This window comes from Desulforhopalus vacuolatus, assembly GCF_016918505.1.
Lineage (GTDB): Bacteria > Desulfobacterota > Desulfobulbia > Desulfobulbales > Desulfocapsaceae > Desulforhopalus > Desulforhopalus vacuolatus.
Genome location: NZ_JAFFPZ010000001.1, coordinates 161,904 through 187,734, shown reverse-complemented (window position 1 = coordinate 187,734; position 25,831 = coordinate 161,904). Strand labels below are relative to the sequence as shown.

Sequence of the window (25,831 nt, the reverse complement as noted above, 5' to 3'; positions counted from 1 at the left end):
AATACGACGCTATGCCCATTTCAGCTGACTGCTGCGCTATGATCATAAGTACGTACCTCCATCTCTCTTTTCATTTATCCCCACCATTCGGCTGGGGCCACCGTTCGGGCCTTCATCCAGTCTGCCACCTCCCGGTTTTTTCTATTCACCGAGCTCGTTTACTGGCCTACTATGCCCTCTGCTGACTTCCGTTGTACGATAAGCGCACCTTGCGGTTTGCTCACTCATCACATCAATGAGACACAACGGATCTCCGGGGGTGAATACATGTCTTTCCATACTGTGCCGACCACGCACCTGATCCTTAAAGATGGATAGAGGACTTAAGACTGTGTCGAAGTCTACGCTATCTGCGCCATGGTCCCAATCAGATTCGCCTGACTCGATTTCTGTACGTCGCCCCGTACATTTGCGTTACCCTGCCGTAGCCGGGTTGTTTCCTTCAAGCCACCGTTACCGGATAACCGTTGCCATAACGCTACACCGTTACCGTTCCCTTCGGTCTCTCTCCACTTCGTGTCGTGGTCTCCGCTTCGCTCTGGCTCGCCTCCATCAGGCTGGGTCAGGGACTTGCTCATTATAGTCCGAGTTACTATGATGAACTCACCCTTAAGAACGTGTGCCGTGCCCGGCACACAACTAAACGCTGGACCGGAGCGGCCGATTCGGTGGGAATCAAATGGATCGCTGATTGGCGGCCGCCCGGTCAGCTTCGATGTTGTGTATGACTAAATGAAAAATTTCCAAGAAGATCACTTATGACAATATTCATTAGCTACTCTCATAAAGATGCAGCAAAAGTCAATTTACTTGCTGCTAACATGGTAAAAAGAAATGCCCAAGTCTGGGTTGACACATGGGAGCTATCAGTTGGAGATTCTATAATTCAAAAGATTCAAGACGCTATAACTCAATCTGACGCACTTCTAGTAGTATTATCTAAAGCATCTGTTGGATCAGAATGGTGTAAAAAAGAATTGAGTTCTGGTCTTATTCGAGAATTAGAAGAAAAAAGGGTTGTTGTGCTACCTGTATTGTTAGAAGATTGCGAAATCCCATTATTTTTACGAGATAAAATGTATGCTGATCTTCGGTCTGACTTTGATTTGGGCTTATCAGCGATAATGAATGCAATTGGAAAAGTAAGTAATCCCAATCAGAGTCGCTTTACGGACGAAGACGATTTTACTGATTGGGCTGTAGATTGGGGTGATATTAATGGTTTTTTCACCCTTAGATTTACCATTGTTAATTCTGTCAGTGCGTTGAGGATGACAATTTTAGTTGAGGTCGATGTGATTTGTAATGAGGTTCTTACCTCAAGGCAAAAACAATTTACAGATACTGGATTAGATTGGCTGGGAAGAATGATAATATCTGAAGCCTTGTTCGATTTTGGTGAGGGGAAAGATATTAAAATAGTTATAGATGATTCTTTACCAAAATCAACGGTCGGTACAATTCGTGATGAGTCTTGCGGGGCAGAGTATCATGTTGAAATAAGATGCAGGAAATTGGGTGAAGATAATGGCAAGGATCAGCTTGTAAATGTTAGTGGCTATCTGAAAAATATCAGGGATTATTTGAGAGCCACTTCAAGGAAACCCAATGCTGATGAAACTAAAAAACTTATGGAAATAGTAGCAACTCCAATGTAAAGCTACTGAAGTAGGATATTGATTTAAAAATTACACAACAAAACGTTTCTGCGGAAGCCGCAAACAGCGCGGCTCTCGCAGAACTTCACGTTAAGCATGCAAAGGACATTGTAGATGAATGAAGAAGAATACATATCATCGAGAGTAGACAACCAAATTGATTGGTATGATTTGAAAAGCCAAAAAGCGCAAAATTGCTTCAAATGGCTAAGAGGAATAGAAATTTTTTCCGCGGCAGCTATACCACTGATAGCAGGTTTTGCAAAAGAACCATTTCCAGTAACTTTAGTTATCGGTTCTTTAGGCGCATTGATAGCACTAATTTCATCATTTATTGGTTTAAATCAATTTCAAGAAAATTGGACAGAGTATCGAACAACCTGTGAGTCTCTTAAGCATGAGAAGTATTTATTCTTAACAAACTCTGAGCCATATAATGAGTCTGAACCATTCAGTCTGTTTGTACAAAGAGTTGAGAGTTTAATATCAAAAGAAAATAGTGCATGGTCACAGTACACGAAAACAGTAATTGATAAAGTGGATTTGATTCTAAAGAAAGGTAATCAAAATGGCTAATGGCTTACTGTTAGGACCCACAATTAAAAGAAAAGTTTTTGTTAGTTATCACCATGACGGTGATCGAGAATTTTATAATAACTTTGTCAATGCTTTCTCTAATACATACGATGTTATTTCAGACAATTCAGTTGATAGAGCTGTTGATAGCACTAACACTGACTATGTAATACGCAGAATAAGTGAGAATCACATAACAGGTAGTTCATGTACTATTGTTTTGTGTGGAGCAGAAACTCCATATAGGAAATTTGTTGATTGGGAAATAAAAGATACGCTTGAAAAACAACATGGCTTAATTGGGGTGAATCTGCCTACAAATCTGTTAAATTCAGATTCAAAATATACAGTACCAGATAGGCTACATGACAATATCGTTTCTGGATATGCGGTTTGGGTTAATTGGAATGAGTTTACCCAAAATATACAACAGGTCAAAAGTTATATTGAAGTAGCTAATTCAAAATCTGCAAATTTGATAAATAATTCGAGTTCATTAATGAAAAGAAACAATTAAAGCTTATCGGGATAGTCACAGCCATCACTGACCGCCCCTCCCAGGTGAGTAGCCCAAAGGAACTTCCCCTTCAGGCTCTCTCAAAACCGGACGTGAATCTCTCGACTCATCCGGCTCCAATCATTCAGCTGTTTTTATGCAAGATACGCCAATGAACAAAAATGTTCGGCTGCCGTTCAGCAATTTGATTCAACCATCTCGTTACCTTTTGTTGCCCTATGTGTCAGGATACTTTTCGCTTCAAAAAATCATTATAAATCTAAGGGCGAAGTGAGATGGAAGAAAAAGCTGAAGCCATATTGACACAATATAAAGTCCAGGGATTGCTTCGCTATCATTCTGAGCGTGAAGCAAACGTACTCGTTCGATATAGAGGACGAGGTCGCAGCAGTGAGAACCGTAAAAAGGAAAAAGTCACACAGGTCTGATACCAGATTACATCCGTGGAAAGATGGGAGGATGCAATCAGTGAATTGGAGAAAACATTGGGTTGGAAAGCGTACGTCACAAACGAATCTCCTGACCAGTTGAGCTTTGGAAACGCCGTGCTCACATAGCGCGACGAGTAGACAATCGAAAGAAGATTTCATCGTCTCAAGGGAGTTCCGCTCTTGTTAGACCCTGTTTTTGTCAAAAGAAATGACCAGGTTGAAGGACTGACAAATCTTTTAAGTATAGCCTTGCGAGCCTTAACGATCATCGAGTTAGCAAGGTACCCTTATTTCAATATGATATAATGAAAAGCACAGACATGCAGTTGTGGAAGACAGGGACTCAGGAAATTTCTTGAGTCCCCATTTTTTTTGCCTGCCCGGCAGAGACCCGGCCTGCGTTATACCATTCCTATTAAATTATGCCTCCGTTTAAGGAGGCCCAATCTCGGTTGCATCTGCTCTTAATAATTCCGGGAATTGCTACCAGTTTATTCCATGCGTTACAAGTCATTCCACCGTTATCGTTACGTTTACCGTCACCGTGTAGACAAGGCATGCCTTGTCTCTACATCATTGCCGGAATCACTGTTGTACCGATTTTTCACCAGTGATGTGTAAGGTCACCGTTATCACCCCGTGGTGACAATGTGGCGTGTATGTTTCGCGGGGTATCTGTGTTCCGTATTCGGTTACGGTTGCACCGTTATCGTTACGTTTACCGTTACCGTGTAGACAAGGCATGCCTTGTCTCTACACCATTGCTGGAATCACTGTTGTGCCGATTTTTCACCAGTGATGATGTAATGCCATCGTTATCACCATTGCGATCAATTTTACATCCTGTTTATCCATTCGTAATCGCCAAAAAAGATGTCCACGCAATCGGGTTCTCTGGTCAGTAAAAAATGTGATTGGTATAAGAACAAAGAGTTTCTCGAAATTAAAACGGGAAGGATGGAAAAGGGAAGCAGGAGGCAGGAGACGGGAAAAGAGGGGAAAAATAAAAAAAAGGCCTTACAGCAATGAAGCTGTAAGACCTTGAATAGTTCTGGTTGCGGGGGAAGGATTTGAACCTCCGACCTTCGGGTTATGAGCCCGACGAGCTACCAGACTGCTCCACCCCGCGCTAAGAAATGACACTATACAACTTTAAGAGTTCCTGTCAAATTATAGTAATCAGGAGAGAACGAAATTTACAGAAAAGACATTATGCTGTCATGCCATTTACATTTTGTATTGACCAGAGAACGCAACTGCGTAGGCATCTTTTTTGGCGATTACAAATGAGTAATACCATTCCTATTAAGTTATGACCTTACTTAATGCCATTTTCACTTTCTATTGGCGAATGTAAAGGCAGGGGGACGGGAAACAGGAGAAAGGAGACGGGAGACAGGGAAAAGCAAAAGACGGAACAGCGAAAAACTTTTTGCCAAAGGAAAGCTCTAAACATGCGAATAAAGGCAAAAAACTTTAAAAAATATTTTAAAATTAAACAGAGAATTGCTGTTGTTCTATCTTTACTCGCATTCTCTGGTTAATACAAAATGTAAATGGGATAATAATTCGTATTTATCCGTGTACATTCGTAGTTCCTTTTGCAGTTTGTAACCACGAATAGACACGAATTTTCACGAACAGGGACAACGCATTAAACGAAAACGTTTGTAGCCGAAGTTAAGCCGTACAGTGCACCAGGATTATTATGAATAAAATTGGCTACCACGGAAAACACGGAAGGACACGGAAAACATCAATTACCTCAAAGCAGGCAACAGACCGAATTCAACCACAAGAGTATTCTCTTATGGTTTTTCCAGTAATCCATGGCCCAGCGTGTTCAATTCGTGTTTATTCGTGTCCATTCGTGGTTCCTTTTGTCGTTTGTAACCATGAATGGAAATAGGAAATAAATCTCTGAATTTTATCTTTTACGGAAAGGAAGTATGGGGCGGAGGAAGAACGAAGAAATATAAAAAAAGGCCTTGCAGCAATGAAGATGCAAGACCTTGAATAGTTCTGGTTGCGGGGGAAGGATTTGAACCTCCGACCTTCGGGTTATGAGCCCGACGAGCTACCATGCTGCTCCACCCCGCGCTGAGAAGTGATAATATACAACTTTAAGAATTCCTGTCAACAGGTTTTGTTTGTTTTATTTGTTTTGGTTGCTTTCAGGAGGATTCTTCCTGGAGAAGGGGGGTCATTCTGTTGATCAAATCGGCGGGAATCCTCGTGAGGCGGCCATCTTTAGTGACCGGGGCGAGGTCAGTGCAGCCCTTCACCAGAAGTTTCCTGCGTTCCCCTTCATCACGAAGGACCCGGTAACTGAATCGGCATTTCACCCGCGAGATGAATGTGAGGAGAGTTTCCACAATGATGAGGTCATCGTAGAAGGCGGGGGCTTTATAGCGCATCCAGCTTTCGGTGACCACGAGGACGATGCCATACTGTGCGAACTCACCGCCCGAGCAGATTCGGTCGCGCATGAACTCGGTGCGCCCGCTCTCAAAGTAACGCAGGTAGTTGGCGTGATAGACCACACCGGCGGCGTCGGTATCTGCGTAGATGATGCGAATGGAAAGGGTATGAGGGGAGGTTTGTGATTGTGGCATGGTGTGTGCGTCTTAGCTTTTCCCTTCTCCCCGCTGATACGGAGAGAAGGGATGGCTGGAGAATTCAGGCTTCAGGAGCCCTTTCAAAAAGAAGTTCAACCAGTTCGTCGCTGCTGATCAGGTCGGTGGTTCCCGTCGTCTCTTTTGCTCGGGTACACTCTGCTTCAGAGAAGGTGAAACCGCATCCTGGTTCCTTCTCCCGTGAGTCATAGAGGAGGGTCGGTACGGGGTTGGAGACGTGAGTCCGCAGGGCAACTGGTGTGAAGTGATCCATGGTGACAACCACGCGAAACTCTTCGCCACGCTGGCGCAGATCGGCCAGAATCGGTTCAACAATCCTGCTGTCGAAATCCTCAATTGCCTGCACTTTCACCTTTGCCGAACCCTCATGACCCGCTTCATCGGGAGCTTCAAGGTGTACAAAAACGAAATCCTGGGTTTTCAAGGCATCTATTGCTGCGGCAGCTTTGCCCGCGTAGTTCGTATCGATATAGCCGGTGGCTCCTTTAATCTCTGGAGTGCTGAGACCGCCGAGGATGCCGAGTCCCTTGAGCAGATCCACTGCTGAGACCATGGTGCCGGTGATGTTGAAACGTTTACTGAGGGACGGCATGCCGGGCTTTTTCCCTTCGCCCCACAGCCAGATCATATTAGCGGGATTTTTCCCGTCGGCAATCCGTTTGCGGTTGACGGGGTGGTTGGAGAGATATGCTTTGACGCTGTCAAGCAGCTCCCGCCACTCGTCGTTTTTTCGATATGCGTTCCAGTATTCGGCAATGTCTTTGCCGATATGGTCGTGGGGCGGGGTGGTGGCAAAGCCCGGGTGTTTCCCGGAAAAGAGTACGAGATTGCGGTAACTGACGCCCGGTTTAAAATGGAAGTGTTCGGTACTGCAGTTCTCCTCCAGTCCGGCGATCAGTTCACGGGCCTCTTCGCTGGAGATGTGATCAGCGCTAAAGTCGCGCATGATTACTTCCTCACCGTTAAAGTCCAGGGTCACTGTGTTGCAGCGGAAGGCGTACTCATTCGGTTGCAGGCTGATGCCCATCGCAGCAGCTTCAAGTGGAGCCCGGCCGGTGAAATATTTCGCAGGGGAGCAACCCATCAACGACATGTTGGCCACATCGCTGCCGGGGGGGAAACCCTCAGGGACGGTGTGGTTGAAGAAGAGACTTCCCTTGCGGCAAAGGTCATCTATACAGGGAGTCTTCGCTGCAGAGAGGGGAGTCCCGCCGTTCAGTTCTTCGCAGGGGTAGTCCCCCATGCCGTCACCGACGAGGATCAGGTATTTCATCTTAATCTCCTGCCTGTAGAATTCGGATGCTGCGGGTGGGACCGGCACAGACTTCCAGCGTATTGATTTCAGCGATTGCCTGCTTCACCGCCGATTCTTCGGCCGGATGAGTGCGGAAGACGACATAGACAGGCTCATTTTCGCCGCGGTCGTGCTGTTTCATGGAACGGATGGAAATTTTCTGTTGAGCGAAAATGCCGGTGATGGTGGCGAGAACACCCGGTTCATCATTGACGGTTACCCGCAGATACCACGGGCAGATCAGTGATTCCATGGGGGTGATGGAAGGTTCGGTGAGGTTCTCTGGCAGCCAGCCGAGAGGCGGGACGCGGTTTACGCAGTTGTTGGCAATATTGCGTCCGATATCGACGACGTCGGCTGCTACCGCACTTCCGGTGGGCATCATGCCTGCGCCCTGACCGTAAAGCAGTACGTCACCCACGGTGTCACCGTTGATGAGAACGCCATTGAAGGCCCCGCTGATATTGGCCAGCATGTGGTTCTCCGGCACCATGGTGGGATGGACCCGGGCCTCAACGCTGTCGCCGTGGTTATGGGTGATAGCGAGCAGCTTGATGCGGTAGCCGAAATCTCGGGCAAATTTGATGTCTATCGGTTCAATTTTGCTGATGCCTTCTACTGTAACGTCGTCAAGCTGAACACGCTGGCCGTAGGCGATATTCATCAGGATGGCGAGTTTGTGGGCGGTGTCAATTCCTTCTACGTCGTACGTGGGATCAGCCTCGGCAAAACCGAGCTCCTGTGCCTCTTTGAGCACCTGGGCGAAGGGAAGGCCCTCTTCAGTCATCTTGGAGAGAATGAAGTTCGCGGTGCCGTTCAGAATACCTTCGATACGGTTAATGCGGTTGGCGATTAATCCCTCCCGTAGAGCTTTGATTACCGGGATTCCTCCGCCGACGCTGGCTTCAAAGCCTGCCTCGACGTTCTTCTCTGCAGCTGCCTGGAAGATCTCCACGCCGTGTACCGAGAGCAGCGCTTTGTTGGCGGTGACCACATGTTTACCACTGGCGATGGCGGCGAGCAGAAAACTCCTGGCCGGTTCCATGCCGCCGATAAGCTCGACCACGATATCTATATCAGGGGCGTTGATGACCTCCTTTGCATCGGTGGTCAGGGTGACGTCGGCAAACTCCGGTGGCAGAGGTTTGCCCGCAGTGTCGGCAATCATGCGCAGTATATAATTGATGCCGGTTTTACTGGCGAGACGTTTCTGCTGTTGCAGTATGGCGTGGCCGAGTCCCTGGCCGACGGTTCCAAATCCGATAATCCCGATACGAATGTCTTTCATGGTTTGTGAAATGGTAAAATTAAGGAGCAGGGCTGGCTTGTAGTACAGAATGGATGAAATCCACTTCTGCGAGAAGCCTGAAAAACACTGAATTTACTCTCTTTCCAAACAGATGTCAAAAATTGGGACAAGATATTTTTATGGCCCGGCACCAGTTTTTCGTCTATATTGAAAACGCTTTATCTGCATAGTAATAATCAGCGTGATGAGAAACCCGTACGGCCGGGAGATTCCTGCCGGTGGTGCGATATATGATAACTTAAACAGAGGAGATCTTCATGGGCAAAAACATTCTCATTTTCGGGCCAAATGGCAGCGGTAAAGGGACCCAGGGTGCGATTCTGCATAAAAAATTCGATATCCCGCACATTGAATCCGGCGCTATTTTCCGTGAGCACATCGGCGGTGGTACGGAGCTGGGTAAAAAAGCCAAGGTATATATTGACAAGGGCGATCTGGTACCCGATGACATTACCATTCCCATGATGGTTGCACGGCTGCAGAAAGATGACTGCAAAAGCGGCTGGATACTCGACGGCTTCCCGCGCTCCCGCGCTCAGGCTGCCACTCTGGCCGATACTCTGCAGAAAGAAGGCCTGGCTCTCGATTATGTTATTGAGATTGTCCTTGACCGCGAAGTTGCCAAAATACGGATCACCGGACGACGTCTCTGTGTAAACGATAACAACCATCCCAATCACATTGCTTTCGACGCCATCAAACCGGTAGAGAAAGACGGTAAACTGGTCTGCCGTGTCTGCGGCGGAGAGCTGAAAACACGCCCCGACGATCAGGACGATGCCGCTATCAACAAGCGCCATGATATCTACTATGATACCGACACCGGTACCATGGCAGCTGTCAATTATTTCAAAGGCACCGATGTGAAGGTAATCTCTGTGGAAGGTTCCAAGTCGATCGACGAAGTGACCGCTGATATTATGGCCGAGCTGTAATACATCTTCTCTGACGAGATCGAAGGATACCTTGAAACAGCCTGCATTCGTTCCTTCGAGGCACAGGATGAAATTTACCGCCTGTAACCTGGATATCGGAGTCTGGCGCGTACCTCTGAGGATAAATTTTTTACTGTAACGAAGAAGATGGCGAAAGACTGATTATTCAAGGTTCCCTTCAGTACTATCTATGGAAAGGGCTTTCTTACTGTAAGAGAGCCCTTTCTCTTTTTTGTCGCCATACAGCGTTTTTGGCGGCGCGGGGCGGTGGATGATGGATGGTGAAATTGTCTACCGCATTAACGAATCAAACGAAGACAAATCGATGAAGAAAAGCGGAAAAGTTTATCTGGTAGGGGCGGGACCCGGTGATCCGGGCCTCATCACCGTTCGGGGGAAATCCCTGCTGGAGAAGGCGGACGCAGTGGTCTATGACTATCTTGCCAACCCCAAACTGCTGCAGCTTGCTCCTGTAGATGCCGAACTGTATTACGTCGGCAAGAAGGGTGGTGCGAGGCACAACCACACACAGGAAGAAATCAACGACATCCTGGTCAAACTTGTCAAGGAAGGGAAAAAGGTTGTGCGGCTGAAGGGCGGTGATCCCTTTATCTTCGGTCGTGGTGGTGAAGAGCTTGAGGTAATGGCCGATCAGGGGATGGCTTTTGAAGTGATTCCCGGAGTAACCTCCGCCACCGCTGCTGCCACCTATGCCGGAATTCCCATCACCCACCGTGGTTATACTGCAACGGTGGCCTTTCTTACCGGTCATGAAGACCCCACCAAGACAGAATCCAATATCGACTGGGAGAAACTTTCCACCGGAGCAGGTACACTGGTAGTGTATATGGGGATTAAAAACCTGCCGAATATCGTCGAGAAACTGTTGAAATACGGACGCTCTCCCAAGACTCCGGTGGCGGTGGTGCGCTGGGCTTCCACTCCGCGTCAGCGCTCAGTGGTCGGCACACTTGACACCATTGCTGGAATTGTTGTCGATGCCGGGATCAAGGCTCCAGCGCTGATCGTGGTGGGAGAGGTTGTTTCACTGCGGGAGAAATTGGACTGGTATGAGAAACGGCCGCTTTTCGGACGCAGAATCCTTGTCACCCGTACCCGCCAGCAGGCCAGCACTCTTGTAGCCGGGCTTGAAGAGCAGGGGGCGGAGTGTTTTGAGTGTTCTACTATTAACATCCAGCCGCTGGAAAATTATGATGAGATTGACGGTGAGCTGGAGCGCCTCAAAGAGTATCACTGGATCCTTTTTACCTCTATCAACGGGGTGAAATATTTTTTCGACCGCCTGCACAAAAAAGGAATGGACGCCCGAGATTTGAAAGGGCCGGATATTGCCTGTGTCGGCAGGGCAACTGCCGATCTGCTCTTCAATTATGGTATCAACGCTGACCTTATTCCCAACACCTTTACGGGAGAGGGCCTGGCGGAGAGCCTGCTTGATCTCGGGGTGGAAGGACGAAATATCCTTATCCCGCGGGCGAAGGTCGGTTATGAGCTTCTGCCGGAGACCCTGCGCGGTGCCGGGGCACAGGTGAGTGTCGTGCCGGTGTATCAGAACTTTCCGGAGGGCGACTGCGTGGACATGGTGCGCGAAAAACTGCGTGCCGGTGAGCTTGATATCCTTACCTTTACCAGCTCTTCCACGGTTAAAAACTTCATATCCATGTTTGGTGAAGAGGGACGCGAGGAGCTTTTTCAACTCCTTAAAGGGGTGAAGCTGGCGGCCATCGGCCCGGTGACAGGAAAAACCTTGCGCGATAACGGGCTTCCCGTTGACGTGGAGGCGAAAGAGCACACCATTGACGGACTGGTTGAAGCGATTGTTGACAGCTGCATAGACCCTGATTGATTTCCCCTGCCTCGCCGGAGGGCACGATTTTCATGAAAAACCAGAAGAAAGCATATCTCTACGGACTCGGCACTATTTTCCTCTGGTCTTCAGTGGCTTCGGCGATCAAACTGAGTCTGCGCTGGACGGATTCTCAGTCGCTGGTTTTCTACTCGGCACTGGTGGCCACTGCCTTTCTCTTTGTTGTCCTCTGTGTGCAGAAAAAAGTGCCACTCCTGTTGCGTTTTACCCGCCGGGAGTGGCTGTTTTCTTTCTTCTGTGGTCTGCTCAATCCCTGTCTCTTCTATCTTTTCCTCTTCATGGGGTATGATCTGCTGCCAGCGCAGCAGGCCATGCCCATTAACTACACCTGGGGCATTGCCCTTACTCTGCTCTCCATTCCTCTGCTCGGGCAACGGGTAACGCGGGGAGAATGGCTGGCCATTGCCGTCTCCTATTTCGGAGTGTTGATAATCGGGACGAAGGGACGGCCGTGGAGTCTACAGTTTGACAGCCTTTCCGGAGTTTGCCTGCTTCTTCTCTCCAGTGTTATCTGGGCGCTTTACTGGATTCTCAACACTCGCGATAAAAGGGAGGCGGTGGCCGGGCTCTTTGCCAATTTTCTCTGCGCCCTGCCTGTGCTGGCGCTCTATATGGGGCTCACCCATGGTGAACGGCTGTGGACAAAGTTTACCCTGCAGGGTTTTGCGGGCGGGGTGTGGCTGGGATTTTTCGAGATGGGAATTCCTTTTGTGTTCTGGTTGACGGCTTTGCGGCTGACGCAGAGCACCGCCCGTATCGCCAACCTCATCTTCCTGGCCCCGGTGCTTTCGCTGGTGCTGATTTCCGTTGTTCTGGGAGAAAAGATTTATCCAGCCACCATCGTGGGGCTGGGGTTTGTCCTCGCGGGGCTTGTCCTGCAAAGATTCATGAAGCATTGATTTTCGGGTATCTTCTTCGCTTCAGGTGAAAACTTTCTTCTGCAGGACCAGCGGGGGTTTTGAACGAGTTTCAAGGTACCCATAAATCAAACAAAAAATAATCCTGTGTCGCGGGACCTCTGTGTAGACGGCCCCGTTATACAAAGGCGATTCATTTCAAAACCGCAGGTTTTCCTTCAAATGCTCCCGCTGGTCCCTGGACCTTGATGGCACGCTCTCATTTTTCAAAGAATTTTGTTTCCTGCAGCCTTCCTTTTTATCTTCCCTTGATAAGTTCCAGCAGATCGTCGGAGCTCATTTTCGCACTCATATCCGTTCCCTCAAGCAGACTGCTTGCAAGATCACGTTTCTCTCGATGGAGTTTGATGATTTTCTCTTCAATGGAGTTGCGGCAGACGAGGCGGTAGATCGTTACCGGCCGGGTCTGGCCGATACGGTAGGCGCGGTCCGACGCCTGGTCCTCAATGGCTGGATTCCACCACGGGTCCATGTGGATGACATAGTCCGCAGCGGTGAGATTGAGGCCCAGTCCGCCTGCCTTGAGGCTGATGAGAAAAAGATCTCCCTCGCCCGCCTGGAAGGCATCGACGCGAATCTTGCGCTGACGCGTGGGCGTCGCCCCATCGAGATATTGATAGTGGATCTTCTTCTCATCAAGATACTTGCGGATGATACTGAGGTGGCCGATAAATTGACTGAAGATGAGCGCCTTGTGATTGCTCTCCAGCAACTCCCCGACAACTTCGGCAAAAACCTTCAGTTTGGAGCTCTCAATAGAACTGTCCGCATCGATCAGGCGGGGGTTGCAGCAGGCCTGACGCAGGCGCATGATCTCGGTGAGGATCTGCAGATGACGGCCTTTCTTCTCGCGGTTACTCTCCAGTATGTCGATGGCGTTCTGCCGCAGGGCTTCGTAGAAGTTGGTCTCTTCCGGTGACATATCGACATTCAGCGTAACCTCAGTGCGGGAGGGCAGTTCTTCCAGAACCTCCGATTTGATGCGGCGCAGCATGAAGGGACGGATGAGGCTTTTCAGCCGCAGCCGTGCTTCGCGGTCGCCGTAGCGCTCAATGGGAACGGCGAAGTGCTCGTTGAAGTGTGACAGCGAACCAAGCAGGCCGGGGTTGATGAAGTGAAAGAGATTCCACAGCTCGCCGAGATGATTCTCAATCGGCGTACCGGTGGTAATCAGTTTGAATTTTGCCTGCAGGCCCATTGCGGCCTGACTGCGCTTGGTGGCCGAGTTTTTAATTGCCTGAGCCTCATCAAGAATAACCGCCTGCCATTGCACCTGGGAAAGGAGTTCGCTCTCCTGCTGCAGCAGTGTGTAGGTGGTGATGAGCAGATCGAATTTAGTGAGGTTTTCCACGTCCTTTTTACGATCTTTGGGGCCGAGAGAGACGATGTTGATGGTCGGGGCGAAGCGCTCGACCTCGGTCTGCCAGTTGGTGGAGACGGAGGTTGGCGCGATAACAAGAGAGGGTCCCTTGCACGCCATTTCCAGAATCACGGCGAGGGACTGTATGGTTTTTCCGAGACCCATGTCATCGGCGAGGCAGCCGCCCACGCCCCAGTGTGCCAGCCGCGCCAGCCATTCAAAACCCTCGCGTTGATATTGGCGCAGTTCGGCACGCAGCGTGGAGGGTACCACGGGGGCGAAGTTACGGGCATCGGCGATGCGCCGCAGCTGTTCCTTCCAGCCTGCATCCACTTCGGTATGGGAGCGTTCCGTGAGTTTTTCCAATTGGAGTGCCGCGAGAGGATGTATCATCAGCTCGTTGTTGTCGCTCTTCTCGGAGAAAAGAGAGAGATCTTCGAGGCGTTTGCGAAACTCCTGGGTGAGAGCGACAAACTGCCCGTCACCGATCTCCACAAAGCGACTGCCGCCGGGTTTCATACGGCTGAGCAGGTCTTTCAGCTCGATTACTCTCCCCTGATCTACCTCAATTACACCGCTCATGGCAAACCAGTTCTGTCGGTTGGTGCGGATCTTCAGGTTGAGATTATCCGCTCCCACCTGCTGGCTGATGGAGAGGCGTTCGCCCTCCGGCCACTCAATGATCACCTTGTCACGGATCGACTGCAACTCCATCAGGGCCTGCAGACAATCGTCGGGATCGTTAAGATGCCACTCGCGCTCATTCTCCTGTTCCATGTCGACCGCGAGGTCGAGCACTGGACACATTTCCTCAACTTCACGGGCGTTCAGCTCTTCCCTGGCAAGGTCGCGGCGGGTCTGCAGGCGTGTACCTCCCACTTCCGCCATGATATTCTCCACCCCCTGACCGGGTTTGAGATAATGGCCGCCGTCGGCGAAGGGTTTAACGAACATCTCCAGCCGAAAGCCGGTGCCGTAGGGCACAAGGTGGATATAGATGGTGGGGTCGGCATCCACAAAGGTGACGCCGGTCTGCCGGCTGCGGTCGGCAGCGATGGCAGAGTGGACTGTCATGAAGGAGGAAATGTTGCCGATGGCAGTGAGCACCTCTTCACTGGCCGCCTGGGGTACGGTAATTCCTTCAGTACCAGTTATCTGTGCAATTTTACGGTGTTTTTCATTTATGCGGATAACTTTGATGCGGGTGGGTGTTTCTTTGTAAAAATTGATGGATTCGCCGGTGATGGGCTGGGCGAAGCAGATATGCAGGTTGTCGCCCTGTTCCTCCACGAGCAGTTCCGGTTCGCCTTCAACAAATTCCACGGGTGTGTTCGGAGAATCAGCGAGAAACAGGTGCGGATGGCTGACCATGGCAAGGATGGTCTTGTCCATGTCAAACTGGCAGGTGGTAGAGTTGGTGGCCGGGTTGTGCTGTTTGACGATGGTTGCAGTAATTCGTCGGTCGTGCGGGCTGAGCCATGGAAAACGGCTTCCCTGATAGAGTCGGGCCGGAGAGGTGGGGCGTCCCTTGCTCCACGAACCGTTGGCCAGTATCTTCTGTTCGCGCGGGTTGATCTGGATCTTGCCGCCGAGGAAGCTGACCATCCACGCCATGCGGATATTGCTCTCCTGCTCCTCAGTGTCGGTGGCTGAAATGAGCGCGGCGAGACTGCGCCGCCAGGGTTCTTCCGGGGTAATTAACGGCAGCAGCGGGCGGATGTTGAGATTTTTGCGCAGCTCTGCAGCCTGTGCCGCCTCCTCACTGTCGGGGCGGGTCTCCATCAGAATCTCGCCGAGAATGGCGGCAAGGAGCTGGAATTCCTGGTCGATGGCCCGGTGGAAAAACGTGACAACCTCCTCCTCAACGTCAAGCTCGATGGCGTTGTTGAGCCAGTATTGACAAAGGGCCGCGAAGATCAGCTCAATGGCATCGATGGGGGCGTCCGGCAGGGTTATCTGATGCTGACTGCTGTTGAGCTGGGCGTCGATTACTGCGGCAAGCCAGCCGTAGCAGCGGTTTTCGCGGACGTTTTCAAAGAGGGTGAGCGCGGTGGTGATAGCTGTGGCTGAGTCTCCCCAGGCCTTGTCTTTTACAGCGGCAATACGGGCAAGCACAGAGAAGAGTCCGCCGATGCCGAAAATGGCGACCGGGCTGTCCGGGTTGTATTTACTGAGGAAGGCAAGGTCGGCATCGAAGGCGTTGAGGTCGGCGGGGGTGTCATAGCGTAGAAAGCACAGACTTCCCTGAGCTCCGGTGCCTTTGAATGCCTCAGGGGCCGCGTCAATCTGCTGCTGAGCTTCTTTAAAGCGGGCGCGGAGAAGAAGCTCATTGAAGTAGAGACGCTGGAAGGGGATACGTTCGTCGGGGTTGAGATGGTCGAGCCCTCCCTCACCGCCGAGAAATTCCAGCAGCTCAGGCCAGGTGGTCAGTGAGGCCTGCCCCCAGGCGAGAACACTGTTCATGAGATAAAACTGGAAAGATGCCGGCAGGGCACGGAACCAGGTGCCGTCGAAGGGACAGCAAACGACCCGTACTGCTGCCGGAGGAGGACCGATGAGCTGGGCACACTGGCTGCTGAGAAACTCTGTTGCCTCATCTATCGCTTCAAAATCCATGGTGTAGATGGCGATACGGCATTCGCGCATGGCGCGCCAGCAGCGGGTGGTCCATTTGCCATAATACCAGGAGACCGGTGCTTCGGCTCGAATTGTCTCCGACCATGGTCCAAAGACGCCATCGAGAACAGCTTTCTTGCAGAGTTTTTCTGCAATTTCCAGAGCACACTGTTTCTCTTCAGTGAGCAGGCCCATGCCCGCAAATTTTGTGAAGTAATGATTGATATTGGCAACAGTTGGCTGATTGCCGCGGGGATTCTTCAATTCGAGCAGTTTCAGACAGTGAATAAGAAGAGTGGTGTGTGCCGGTTCGCAGGCAATAGCGAGAAGGGTGAGGAGTGCCTGTTCAAATTCGCTCAGGCGGAGGAATTGCTCCATGAGGCTGTCGCCCCGGCTCTCAAAAGCAGAGAGGTGCGAAGTATGTTCAGGGTGCGTGTCGACCATTATATTATTGTATTCCAGTATGCGGGAGCCCGAACTGTGGAGAGCATTTCAGTAGCAATATGCGGGTTTCATAACGTGGCGAAACAGCGAAAGCCCCGGCAGATAGCGTCGTGATAATGCGCGATACAGTGGTGATAAGCGCCCAGTAATGAAGATGCGAAAAGGGGGTGTTAATCTCCTGGCTGCATCAAGAAGAGGCTGAATTTATGAATAAATTGCGACCTGTCAATATAACACAGTCCGCGAGCAAATAAAGAGTAAATTTTTTTTTGGGACTGTTCCTGCCCGTTGTGATGTGAAAAGGAAAGGAAAAAATTGATTGGCGGTTGTACTTTCTACGAAAAAATATATATAATGCGAAATTATTTAGGGATGCCCTAAAATATTCTTTGCCGCGTTCGACACACCTGAATTGAGATTGATTCTTGCGCTTCCTGGCTGAAATATGTCCAGATGCAGAACACGTCCTGCTGATGTTATGGGGATTGATGGCAGGAACTTCACACCACGTCACGCCTGACTGCATTCCAACTGCTGCCTGAATTTCCCCAACCCTGGTTGAGAATCGACGTATTGAGACTGGATTTGGCCAGCCTGGCCGTATTTGTACGCAGAGCGTTGACCGGGCTCATACCCTGTACCGTCAAACAGGGGAGTAAACAGCGTGATTCCTGAGTCAAGATCGACTCTCGACATTGACTGCTGTGTCCCTTGAAACCGCCTGCATTCGTTCATATTCGAGGGACAGAAGGAAATTTATCCTATAACTTCGATATTCCCATTATTCGTTCGTACAGAGAAGAACAGCAGACACCGGAAGAAGAGGATACGTTGAACACCGTTGGCGTTCACGCTCTGCATCTTCGCCCTGAACGGCGGGGATTTCTACGCATTCAGTTAAATTTACTTGAAAACGGGCAGTATGCGTATGTTCCACACTCTAAAATGGATTTCAACATGGCAGAGAAACAGAAACTTACAGCAAGCCAGGAGGATTACCTCGAGGCGATTTATGAGATTTCAAAGGTGAAAATGGCTGCACGGGCAAAGGATATTGCCGATTATCTCAAGGTGCGGGCTTCTTCTGTCACCGGAGCGTTGCGGACTCTCGGCAGTCGTGGTCTTATCAACTATGCTCCCTACGATCTGATTACCCTCACCGATGAGGGGCGGGTACTGGCGGAAGATGTGGCCCATCGGCACAGTGCCTTGAAGAGTTTTCTTATGGAAGTACTCGGTATTGAACATGATGAGGCTGATGCGACAGCCTGCAAGATGGAGCACTCCGTGCCGGGGAACATTGTTGACCGGCTGATAAAGTATGCGGAGTACGTTGAAAAATGTCCCAAAGGGAAAATTACCTGGGATTCCGGGTTTGGTGCATATTTCTGTACTGTAAAGTGCAGCGAACCCGAGTGTGTAAATCGTCGCCCGGAAGAAGAAAAAGAATAACCTTTCTTGCTGCTGACAGGGTTATTATTTATCCCTCAATTTCAAAAGCTCATCATCCAGCCCGTAGCGGACGACATCGATATTATTGCTCTGCTGTGAGATGTAGTTGCCTGTCAAGACGAGCAATTGAAACGGGAAGAATGCCGGATTATTTTTCAACAATCCAAGGACAGATTTTCCTTCTTTATCAGTATACAGAGCAGCCTCATATAAGAGTATTGTGAGATTTGGATCACTGATACCCATTGGTTTGCTTTGTTCGTAGCAGCCCTTGCCTTTGGAATCCTCTAACACGCCCCATGCAACAAAAGATCGGATTGCATATCGGGCATTTCTGGTCACCGTTTCCCTGTCGCCGTACTGCTCTTTGAGTCGGGAGAAAACTTGCGACTGCTTAATTTGATCCTGCAAGTTGAAAAGCCTCCCTGTCTGTTTTGCTACATTGAACCAGAAGGGATATGATGCAGAGATCACCGCCCAGTGATATGGAAGCCAGTTCCGGGGGTTCTCATGTCGAACAAGTGAAAGGGCATGATCCCTGAAGGGAATTAAATCTTTGTCCGGCGCAAACCACGATGCGAGAATTGTTTTGGCAAAAGAGTGCGTTTTGGGAACCTGCCCGGAGTACGGCTTTTCTTGAGCTAAAAATTCGTCTAATTCAGCTCGAATCTCTTTTTCTTTGAGACCGGCTAACATCATTTTGACAACATAGTCCATCCAGTGTTTTTGAATGGTCTGCTTGATACCCAGTTTGTCGTGTCGTCTGTTCATTATTGTGTTCTCCTTTCTACTTTGATCAGAGGCACGATAACTTCTTCGATAGCAACACCTCCATGGCCGACAATTGAGTCGCCCTCGTGAACAAATGCATCATTTCCGGTGGCAACCAGCGGAAAATAATTATCAGGCAGACCCGACGGAAACCATTCACGCGCAAAGGTAAATGTCGAAGAGATCTGTGAGCGCAGCTCCGGTGTCGGATATATGCGAACCCTTTCTCCACGGCTCTCTGCAATAGCACCTTCTGTTGGCCGTCCTTTGCCAATCGATTCCATGTTGCCATGGTCTGATGTTATCCAGATTTCATAGTCATGCCTGCTCAGATAATTAAGCAGAGAAATTAGGTATTTACCTCGGCACCATTGATCTATCTGGTTATGCATGCCTGCGGCTCCGAGCTGCATCCCATGCATGATCTTGTCCACTTTATCTATCACCAAACCGACAACCCTGGTCTGTGCCGGATTGATTAAACTCTCCATCGCGACCTCAGCATCACCATCTCCGAGACTGCGTTTATAAGCTATATCCAGCTTCGAAACGTCATGGCCTTGCCAAAACTGTTTCCATAGCTTTTCTTCGCTGTTTGTTGAGTTGATGGAAGACGGAAAATAGATCGGAGGCTTGCCTGAAAATATGGCTTGTCGTGAGACAGACGTAAGCGTAGGTATCCACGCGAAGGTTGCTGACTCACGCAGAACAAGATCGCTGCTTTGTTTCTGGATTATGTTTCGAACCGTTACCCATTGATCCAGCGAAAGGCCATCTATAACCACCAGCGCGACCTTTTTGCTCTTTTTACCTTCAATATATCGAGCCAGGTATCGCGGAACGTGGTGCAACATTGCCGGAGTTGAAGGCGGCAGATTTATCAGGCTGGCATAATGCGTTTCCAACCAATCGGCAAAAAGACCATTCAGCCTTTGACCTGTTTCACTATAACGCTTCTTATGATCAGCATTACTCGCCGTATGTATAAGAGCCGAAAGCTCCGCCCATTTCATGGCGAATGCAATCCAGTCAGTGTATCTCGAATCCATTGATACGTTAGCCGTATCAACAAGCTCAAACAGTCGGGAAATCCTGAGGTCCTCGCTGTCTGACCTGGCTGCTGAAATGCCGCTTAAAATCCAAGAGTCTTTCGCTATATCTATACCGGGCAAGTCGACAGGTGCAAGCTTCCTCTCGACAAATAAATTATCGATATAAACCCGTATGTCCTGATGGTCGAATGGAAGTCTCACAGGACCTTGGACCTTTAAGCCATAGGCTGCAGGATCGTCTTTGATCTGATTTGTTTGATTGAGATTTTCAAGGAATATTGGCCAGCGTTCCTGAATGAATACAAAGAACTGTTCTGCATCCGGAATGATTTGAGACAGGCTCCAGTCTTTAAAACTGCCACTGCTTTCAAATACCTCAACCAGCCTGTCTGCCAGGATCGATGGGATTGCAGAATTCCCGTAGTGTAATCGCAACAGAAAGCGGAGAAGATCTACCTCAGTGGATATGAGTTCTGCAGCAACTCCAAATACATGTCGAAGTATAAAATCCCTGGTGGCGTTATCACCCATGCGGTCGGGGGATGTTTTCTTTTGGGCATCAAACAGTGAATCCAGCAGGCTGCGATCAAGCTGCTCAACAACGGGATAACTCATGTTGGGGAAAAGATCCCCAAAACTGAAAGCCAGCTTTCTTCCCGCCTGCAGCAGGTCATAAGGCAAGGATTCCAATTCCGCATCCTGCAATCTCAGGATCACAACAAGATCGGTGTGCTCGCCCCGGTCCCAAATGGATCGATATTTCGATTCATAGGCATATCTAAACTCAATCGGGTCATTAAACTCAATGAGATCAAACCCACGTTCCCTCAGCTCCATTGCCAGTTTTTCTTCGGTCAACAGACAATCAGGATCAGATACCAGCGTCAGTCTGGCTACATTCGGTACAAAATCTTTAAGGATGGTGTTTCGCCAGCTACTCACAAACACCTCCATTTCCAATTTTCAACATTAACAACGGCCGCATTTCCGGTACTATCTGCCGGGCGGATTTAAGCTCGCTGCGCCATTGTGATTCATCTTCATCCAGACGGGCCAGCCTGAACTGTCGAACTTCAGGCAGTCCCAGCCGATCGATGCCTTTACGGCGTGAGGCAAAAGCAATCATGCCGCGCTCTTCTTCACGGGCCACTGCTGCAAAATGAGCTGCCTGCATCGTATCAAAAAGCTCCTGACCGGCCTGTTCTGCTGCAGAAAAAAGTTTTTCACCAGCCGCAATGGACTCATTCGAATCTTTCAGGCTGTCTATGCGGAGATCATTGGTTAACAACTGATCCCAGATATGCCTTGCGGTTGGCATGAACAGCTTTCCTTCATTGCTCATGAAAACCGGGAGGTAGCTTCGTCTTATCAGAGGGATTCTGATCTGAGAGTTTGCCGGCTGTTGAACAGACATGCGGATTTCATAAAGGCCCCACAGACCTGTAACGGTTTCAGGGAGTCCGTTTATTGATACACAAGGTAAAGACTGTCCGGGAATAAACTGAGGCAGATTCATGGCCAGGCCGCGAATCCGGGCATTTTCAAGTGACAGGAGATTCCCATCGGATGAAAGGGCTCTGGATTGGAAGACTGCACTTTGCACATTTTCGCCATCCGGCCATGTAAAGTTCCAGCCCAACAGATCCTTTTCCAGTTTACACTCCTTCGTGTGCAGATAATGGATTGTCATCTGCTCTATCCAGTACGGCAGAGGATGGCTGCGCAGCTTTTCAGCCGATGGTAAGTCCGGCTCCTCAGATATTCCATAGACAGCACATTGCTCTCGAACCTGCTGCATTTCTTCCTGAAGATTCTGCACCGTCTGATCGGCCTCTGCATCCAGATTGGCATCCTCCATAATGACATGAGTCATCATCTTTTCGATCATTTCACCGGACAATGAAGTGTCCAGAATGTCGCCCTCTTTATCGATGCCCATTTCATCCAGAATGATGGAAAGCTTTGCCCGAAGAACTTCCCGCACCCGCCCTTCAACTGAGTTTTCATATACAAAATTGACAGCCCGGACTATTTTGCTTTGACCAATACGGTCAACACGACCGATCCGCTGTTCAATACGCATCGGGTTCCATGGTAAATCATAGTTAACCACCACGTGGCAGAATTGAAGGTTCAAACCTTCACCACCAGCATCTGTTGCTATAAGAACCCGGGCACTATCACGAAAATCACGCTGAGCCATCCGACGTTCATCCATGCTCATCGAGCCGTTCAAGATGGCACATGGGATGCCTCGTTCCTCAAGAAAGGTTCTCAGCATTGCCTGCGTTGGAACAAATTCAGTAAAAATCAGCAGTTTCAGCTGATCGTCATTCTCCTCTCCCTGTAATTGGAAAATAAGATTCATCAAGGTTTCTGTTTTAACATCTGGACCAGCCATTTCAGCGACCCGGGCGAGATCCAGCAGAGCGTTGACTTCCGCCATCTCACTGGTTCTTCCCTGTTCGTCCACCTCAACCAGCAGGTCCAGCTGCATCTGTCCGTCAATGTCTGTGAAATCCTCCAGTTCTTCATCGCTGAGGGAGATGCGAGTCTCTCGTAAATTTTCCAGTGCCTGCAGCCTTCGCTCCAGCGTGCAGCGGATTGCGTGTGAGCTTGAAGTGACAATTCGTTGCAGAAGAACCATTAAGAAACCAATATGTGGTTTGTGGTCCTTTACCGCACGGTTATAGCCTTCTTTTGCATAGTCAGTAACCGCTTCATACAGAGCTACCTGTGCCGGGTTCCGTTCCAGATCCACACTCAGTGTTTGTGTGGTACGCGGGCGGAAAAGAGGTTTGCCGTCTGCGGTCACCGCCTTGCGTTTTTCAGTCCGTATTACAAATTCAGAAACCCTGTCCCGGGTCACACTCTCCAGATCAGGAAAAGACATTGGATCGAGTAAACTCATCAGACGCTGAAAGGCATCGGATTTCCCCTGGTGTGGTGTTGCCGACAAAAGAAGGAGATACGGTGCAGCCTCGGCGAGTCCCTGTCCCAGTTTGTAGCGGGCCACCTGATCGGTACTGCCGCCCATTCGGTGGGACTCGTCCACCACAATCAAATCCCATTGGCCCTGGAGCAGTTTCTCGTAACGATTCCGGTTATACGCTTGAATCTTTTCTTTTGACCAGCCTCTGCGGCGTGTCAGCGGTTTAACGGCATCCAGCGTTACGATTGCCTGAGGGAACCGCATCCAGGGGTTATAATCGCTCGTATGGTCTATTTCCCCGCTGACATACTGGCCCGGCCGTTCCAAGCGTTCCAGGGCATCCAGATCGCCTGGATTGACCAGAGAAAAGGATTCGTTGAAATGAGTGTCCATTTCAGCTACCCACTGCATGGCCAGACTCTTTGGAGTCACCACCAGGGTCCGGCGTACCAGACCGCGTAATTTTAACTCGCGCATCACAAGTCCGGCTTCGATGGTTTTTCCAAGCCCGACCTCGTCGGCCAGCAGATAACGCACGCGGTCGCCGGAGATGGCCCGGGAAAGTGCATGAATCTGGTGCGGCAGTGGAGTGACGTTTGACTCCATGGGAGCCAGTAAGACATGCCCGTCGGATGCGCCGGAAGAGCCTTCCAACACCTCAGCCACTTTGGCTGCCGCTGAAATATATGCGATGTAATGAGTGGTAAGTGACGAGTGATGAGTGGAGAGAGAGGTAAGATCAGATTGGGGAACACGCACGACCGCATCCTGATTCGGCAACCAGACACGACATACTGTCTGCCCCCATAAGGTCTGTTCATCAACAACCTTGCAGGCGCTTTTGTGTAAAGTGCTGTATTGCCAGTTATCCATTAATCTACCTCTTATTGGGAACCACAGACGGACACAGATGAACACGGATATTATGTGACTCAGGTACCAACGTAGTCACCGGACAGCTCCTGTTTTTGTAGAACTGTGGTACCCTTATCGGAAATGACATATTTCTGTGACTTGCTTCTAGGCTTATCTGGCTGAGTCATAAGAACTAACCCGTTATCAATCAACTTACTTAAAGCAGTTCGATAATTTCTTGTACGACTCGTATAACCCAATTCTGACAGGAGTTCCGGAGTACTTTTGGTATTCATACAGGCACATAAGATTTTTCTTTCGGTATCATTTAATTCATCATGGCCCCCTGATTTATCGTCATGGACCCCATCATGGCCCCCTGACTCAGCATCATGGACCCCATCATGAGTATATGAGCTGTCCACTTGAGCCCCGGCTTGGACCTCTGCCTGAAATCTTTGCTTCATAACAGGAGCTAATTCAAAAATGTTTTCATCAATCCGAGACAATAAAACTTGATTCACCAGTTGATCTACAACTGCGACACAGGCACTTGTAGACTTATTAAGAACACCTTTAATATCACTTAGGAGAAAAGGTGCCTGTTTCTTGCAGGCATACGCAAAAGCGGCAGCTTCATCTTCAGAGAGATGAACTCCGATAGTCTTCTGAAATTTCAGCTGGTCAGCAGAGAGTAAGACGTCCAACTTTAGTACCAGCTCGAAAGATTTTTTGGATTTATCGTTAGTCAGCTCTGGCGGGACATGACCTAAACCACGCCAGGAGCTAAACACATCACGCAACCCCCATCCAGCATTCTCACTAAACCCGATTCTACGAAATGCAGTCACTATTAGTGGATTTCGAGTTTCTTTTTCACCGGGTTCCAGTAGATCAGAAACGGAAACAAAAGCATCGCCCGGATTCCAGAATCGCGTTAAATCCTTATAATGCTGGATCACCGGTTTGCGTGTGTGATCTGAATAATCCTGATGGATGAGCATATTGACGATTGCTTCACGAAATGCGACATAATCAACGGGTTGATCTTTACGCTGCATCGTTTTAGGGTCGACTTCAAAAGGGATTTCTGCGAAGCGGTAATACCACTCAATGATGGCAGTCCAGCTTTGAACTAAATTGTAGTCACAAACCGCTCTGTCATGCCATCTTCTCTCATCGCTGGAGTCGGAACGATAGAGATAACGCTGACAATCGATGACTGGTCGTGGCAACAGGCCACGCAAATAACCATCCTGACCGAATAACAAAAGAGAAGCGAGCGTTGGCTTTCTTCCTGATGGTGTCTCTTTGAGCAAACCAAACTGAAAGAGAAATTCTTCATCGCTCAAGTCGGCATAGGTTCGATTTCCAGCTTTGCCTTCATATTGACGGCGATACCACATAATATCTTTTGAATTGAAGCATTTACTGATGTCATAATCTACAGTTCTGCCATCATATCGTTCTTTTGAAGCATCGGTGAGTAAGCGCTTCAGTTCTTCATCAGAACATTTTACGTCACAAGCCCCTTTGCGGAGAAAACTTCGCTTTATATTTCCATTCAGATAGACAGGCTTATTCGTGCGATTGACTTCCGGGACATAGAAAATAAGCAGGTCTTTCCCTTCTGCCCTCTGCAATCCTTCTTGAACTTCAATAATAGAACTGAATTTTTCCTTTTGTCTCAGAGCGGTAAGGAAATCATTTTGAACCTTGTCTACATCTATGACACCAACAACATCAAAATCAGAACCATCCTTTTTTACACCAAAAACGAGATAACCACCCTCCGTATTGGCAAAGGCAGATACAGATTCATACGCGTTTTTGGGTACAGTAGTTTTGGCTTCCTTAAACTCAATATCCTTCCACTCATGCTGCTTGAGAAGATCTAAAATTTCTTTCTCATTCATATTTTACCTTCTGGAACCACTGATGAACACAGATGATTTTCATAGTATACTTCTCTCCCATTGTAGTTTTGGGTGTTTAAAATTGAGAAGGCTGCCGACATGACGAGCGGTTATCTTCAGCTGGTTGAGCTGAAACTCCACAACCAAAGCATTCTCATAAGATTTTTCCAGCAAATCATGTCCAATCGTCTTCAATACTTCGAGTGCGCATCCAATGACCTTATGCGTTTCCTCTTTATATAAAAATCTGTGTGTATTGGTGTCCATCTGTG

Annotated in this window: 19 protein-coding genes and 2 tRNA genes; 7 read left to right on the top strand and 14 right to left on the bottom strand. The window is 49.1% G+C overall.

Going from position 1 to position 25,831, the window contains the following annotated elements; genetic code table 11:
- Positions 1-341 precede the first annotated feature (341 nt).
- The gene (locus JWG39_RS00755) at positions 342-578 is read right to left on the bottom strand and encodes a hypothetical protein (RefSeq protein WP_205217429.1); all 237 of its coding nucleotides are present in this window, start codon (positions 576-578) and stop codon (positions 342-344) included.
- Positions 579-758: 180 nt separating this feature from the next.
- Here JWG39_RS00755 and JWG39_RS00750 point away from each other — a divergent pair, with 180 nt between their 5' ends.
- From JWG39_RS00750 to JWG39_RS00740, 3 genes are all read left to right on the top strand, one after another.
- Complete coding sequence (locus JWG39_RS00750; RefSeq protein WP_205217428.1) at positions 759-1,658, top strand: toll/interleukin-1 receptor domain-containing protein; 900 nt, start codon at positions 759-761, stop codon at positions 1,656-1,658.
- Positions 1,659-1,772: 114 nt separating this feature from the next.
- Positions 1,773-2,234 (top strand): DUF4231 domain-containing protein, encoded by a 462-nt coding sequence (locus JWG39_RS00745; protein ID WP_205217427.1) that lies wholly within the window; start codon positions 1,773-1,775, stop codon positions 2,232-2,234.
- The gene (locus tag JWG39_RS00740) at positions 2,227-2,751 is read left to right on the top strand and encodes a TIR domain-containing protein (protein ID WP_205217426.1); all 525 of its coding nucleotides are present in this window, start codon (positions 2,227-2,229) and stop codon (positions 2,749-2,751) included. The genes JWG39_RS00745 and JWG39_RS00740 overlap by 8 nt, the downstream gene beginning before the upstream one ends.
- 1,016 nt (positions 2,752-3,767) lie before the next feature.
- Here JWG39_RS00740 and JWG39_RS00735 read toward each other — a convergent pair.
- The 6 genes from JWG39_RS00735 to JWG39_RS00710 form a co-directional block, all read right to left on the bottom strand.
- A complete protein-coding gene (locus JWG39_RS00735; RefSeq protein WP_205217425.1) occupies positions 3,768-3,926 on the bottom strand; it encodes a hypothetical protein in 159 nt (52 codons plus the stop codon).
- A gap of 308 nt (positions 3,927-4,234) precedes the next feature.
- A tRNA-Met gene (locus tag JWG39_RS00730) sits at positions 4,235-4,311 on the bottom strand.
- 894 nt (positions 4,312-5,205) lie between these two features.
- A tRNA-Met gene (locus JWG39_RS00725) sits at positions 5,206-5,282 on the bottom strand.
- 74 nt (positions 5,283-5,356) lie between these two features.
- The gene (locus JWG39_RS00720; RefSeq protein ID WP_205217424.1) at positions 5,357-5,797 is read right to left on the bottom strand and encodes an acyl-CoA thioesterase; all 441 of its coding nucleotides are present in this window, start codon (positions 5,795-5,797) and stop codon (positions 5,357-5,359) included.
- Between the two features lie 64 nt (positions 5,798-5,861).
- Positions 5,862-7,091: a cofactor-independent phosphoglycerate mutase gene (locus JWG39_RS00715; RefSeq protein WP_205217423.1), complete on the bottom strand. Its 1,230-nt coding sequence runs from the start codon at positions 7,089-7,091 to the stop codon at positions 5,862-5,864.
- Position 7,092: 1 nt separating this feature from the next.
- The gene (locus JWG39_RS00710) at positions 7,093-8,400 is read right to left on the bottom strand and encodes a homoserine dehydrogenase (protein WP_205217422.1); all 1,308 of its coding nucleotides are present in this window, start codon (positions 8,398-8,400) and stop codon (positions 7,093-7,095) included.
- A 278-nt stretch (positions 8,401-8,678) separates the two neighbouring features.
- Between JWG39_RS00710 and JWG39_RS00705 the strand changes: the two genes are divergently transcribed.
- The 3 genes from JWG39_RS00705 to JWG39_RS00695 all read left to right on the top strand — a co-directional run bounded on the left by JWG39_RS00705 (position 8,679) and on the right by JWG39_RS00695 (position 12,143).
- The gene (locus JWG39_RS00705; RefSeq protein ID WP_205217421.1) at positions 8,679-9,356 is read left to right on the top strand and encodes an adenylate kinase; all 678 of its coding nucleotides are present in this window, start codon (positions 8,679-8,681) and stop codon (positions 9,354-9,356) included.
- Positions 9,357-9,627: 271 nt separating this feature from the next.
- Positions 9,628-11,223 (top strand): uroporphyrinogen-III C-methyltransferase, encoded by a 1,596-nt coding sequence (cobA, locus tag JWG39_RS00700; protein ID WP_275888932.1) that lies wholly within the window; start codon positions 9,628-9,630, stop codon positions 11,221-11,223.
- 32 nt (positions 11,224-11,255) lie between these two features.
- Positions 11,256-12,143 (top strand): DMT family transporter, encoded by an 888-nt coding sequence (locus JWG39_RS00695; RefSeq protein WP_205217420.1) that lies wholly within the window; start codon positions 11,256-11,258, stop codon positions 12,141-12,143.
- Positions 12,144-12,399: 256 nt separating this feature from the next.
- Here the strand turns inward: JWG39_RS00695 and JWG39_RS00690 are convergent, their stop codons facing one another.
- Together JWG39_RS00690 and JWG39_RS16655 are read right to left on the bottom strand one after the other, a co-directional pair.
- Positions 12,400-16,581, bottom strand: a complete 4,182-nt coding sequence (locus tag JWG39_RS00690) for a DEAD/DEAH box helicase (RefSeq protein ID WP_240191910.1) — start codon at positions 16,579-16,581, stop codon at positions 12,400-12,402.
- Between the two features lie 500 nt (positions 16,582-17,081).
- Positions 17,082-17,213 carry a hypothetical protein gene (locus JWG39_RS16655; RefSeq protein WP_275888931.1) on the bottom strand — a complete coding sequence of 44 codons (132 nt, stop codon included), beginning with the start codon at positions 17,211-17,213 and terminating at the stop codon, positions 17,082-17,084.
- Positions 17,214-17,292: 79 nt separating this feature from the next.
- On the opposite strand from JWG39_RS16655, the gene JWG39_RS00685 reads away from it, so the two are divergent.
- Entirely contained in the window at positions 17,293-18,033 is a 741-nt protein-coding gene (locus JWG39_RS00685; protein WP_240191909.1) for a metal-dependent transcriptional regulator, read from the top strand.
- 24 nt (positions 18,034-18,057) lie between these two features.
- On the opposite strand, the gene JWG39_RS00680 is transcribed toward JWG39_RS00685, so the two are convergent.
- Genes JWG39_RS00680 through JWG39_RS00660 form a run of 5 tightly spaced genes read right to left on the bottom strand, consistent with a single transcriptional unit; the run spans position 18,058 to position 25,826 of the window.
- On the bottom strand, positions 18,058-18,804 hold the full coding sequence (locus JWG39_RS00680; protein WP_205217419.1) for a hypothetical protein: 747 nt from the start codon (positions 18,802-18,804) through the stop codon (positions 18,058-18,060).
- A complete protein-coding gene (pglZ, locus tag JWG39_RS00675; protein WP_205217418.1) occupies positions 18,804-20,798 on the bottom strand; it encodes a BREX-3 system phosphatase PglZ in 1,995 nt (664 codons plus the stop codon). Before pglZ ends, JWG39_RS00680 begins: the two co-directional genes overlap by 1 nt.
- Positions 20,791-23,661 carry a DEAD/DEAH box helicase gene (locus JWG39_RS00670; RefSeq protein ID WP_205217417.1) on the bottom strand — a complete coding sequence of 957 codons (2,871 nt, stop codon included), beginning with the start codon at positions 23,659-23,661 and terminating at the stop codon, positions 20,791-20,793. Before JWG39_RS00670 ends, pglZ begins: the two co-directional genes overlap by 8 nt.
- 59 nt (positions 23,662-23,720) lie before the next feature.
- Complete coding sequence (locus tag JWG39_RS00665; protein WP_205217416.1) at positions 23,721-25,559, bottom strand: RNA/DNA-binding domain-containing protein; 1,839 nt, start codon at positions 25,557-25,559, stop codon at positions 23,721-23,723.
- 39 nt (positions 25,560-25,598) lie between these two features.
- The gene (locus JWG39_RS00660) at positions 25,599-25,826 is read right to left on the bottom strand and encodes a GxxExxY protein (RefSeq protein ID WP_205217415.1); all 228 of its coding nucleotides are present in this window, start codon (positions 25,824-25,826) and stop codon (positions 25,599-25,601) included.
- Between the last annotated feature and the right edge of the window lie 5 nt (positions 25,827-25,831).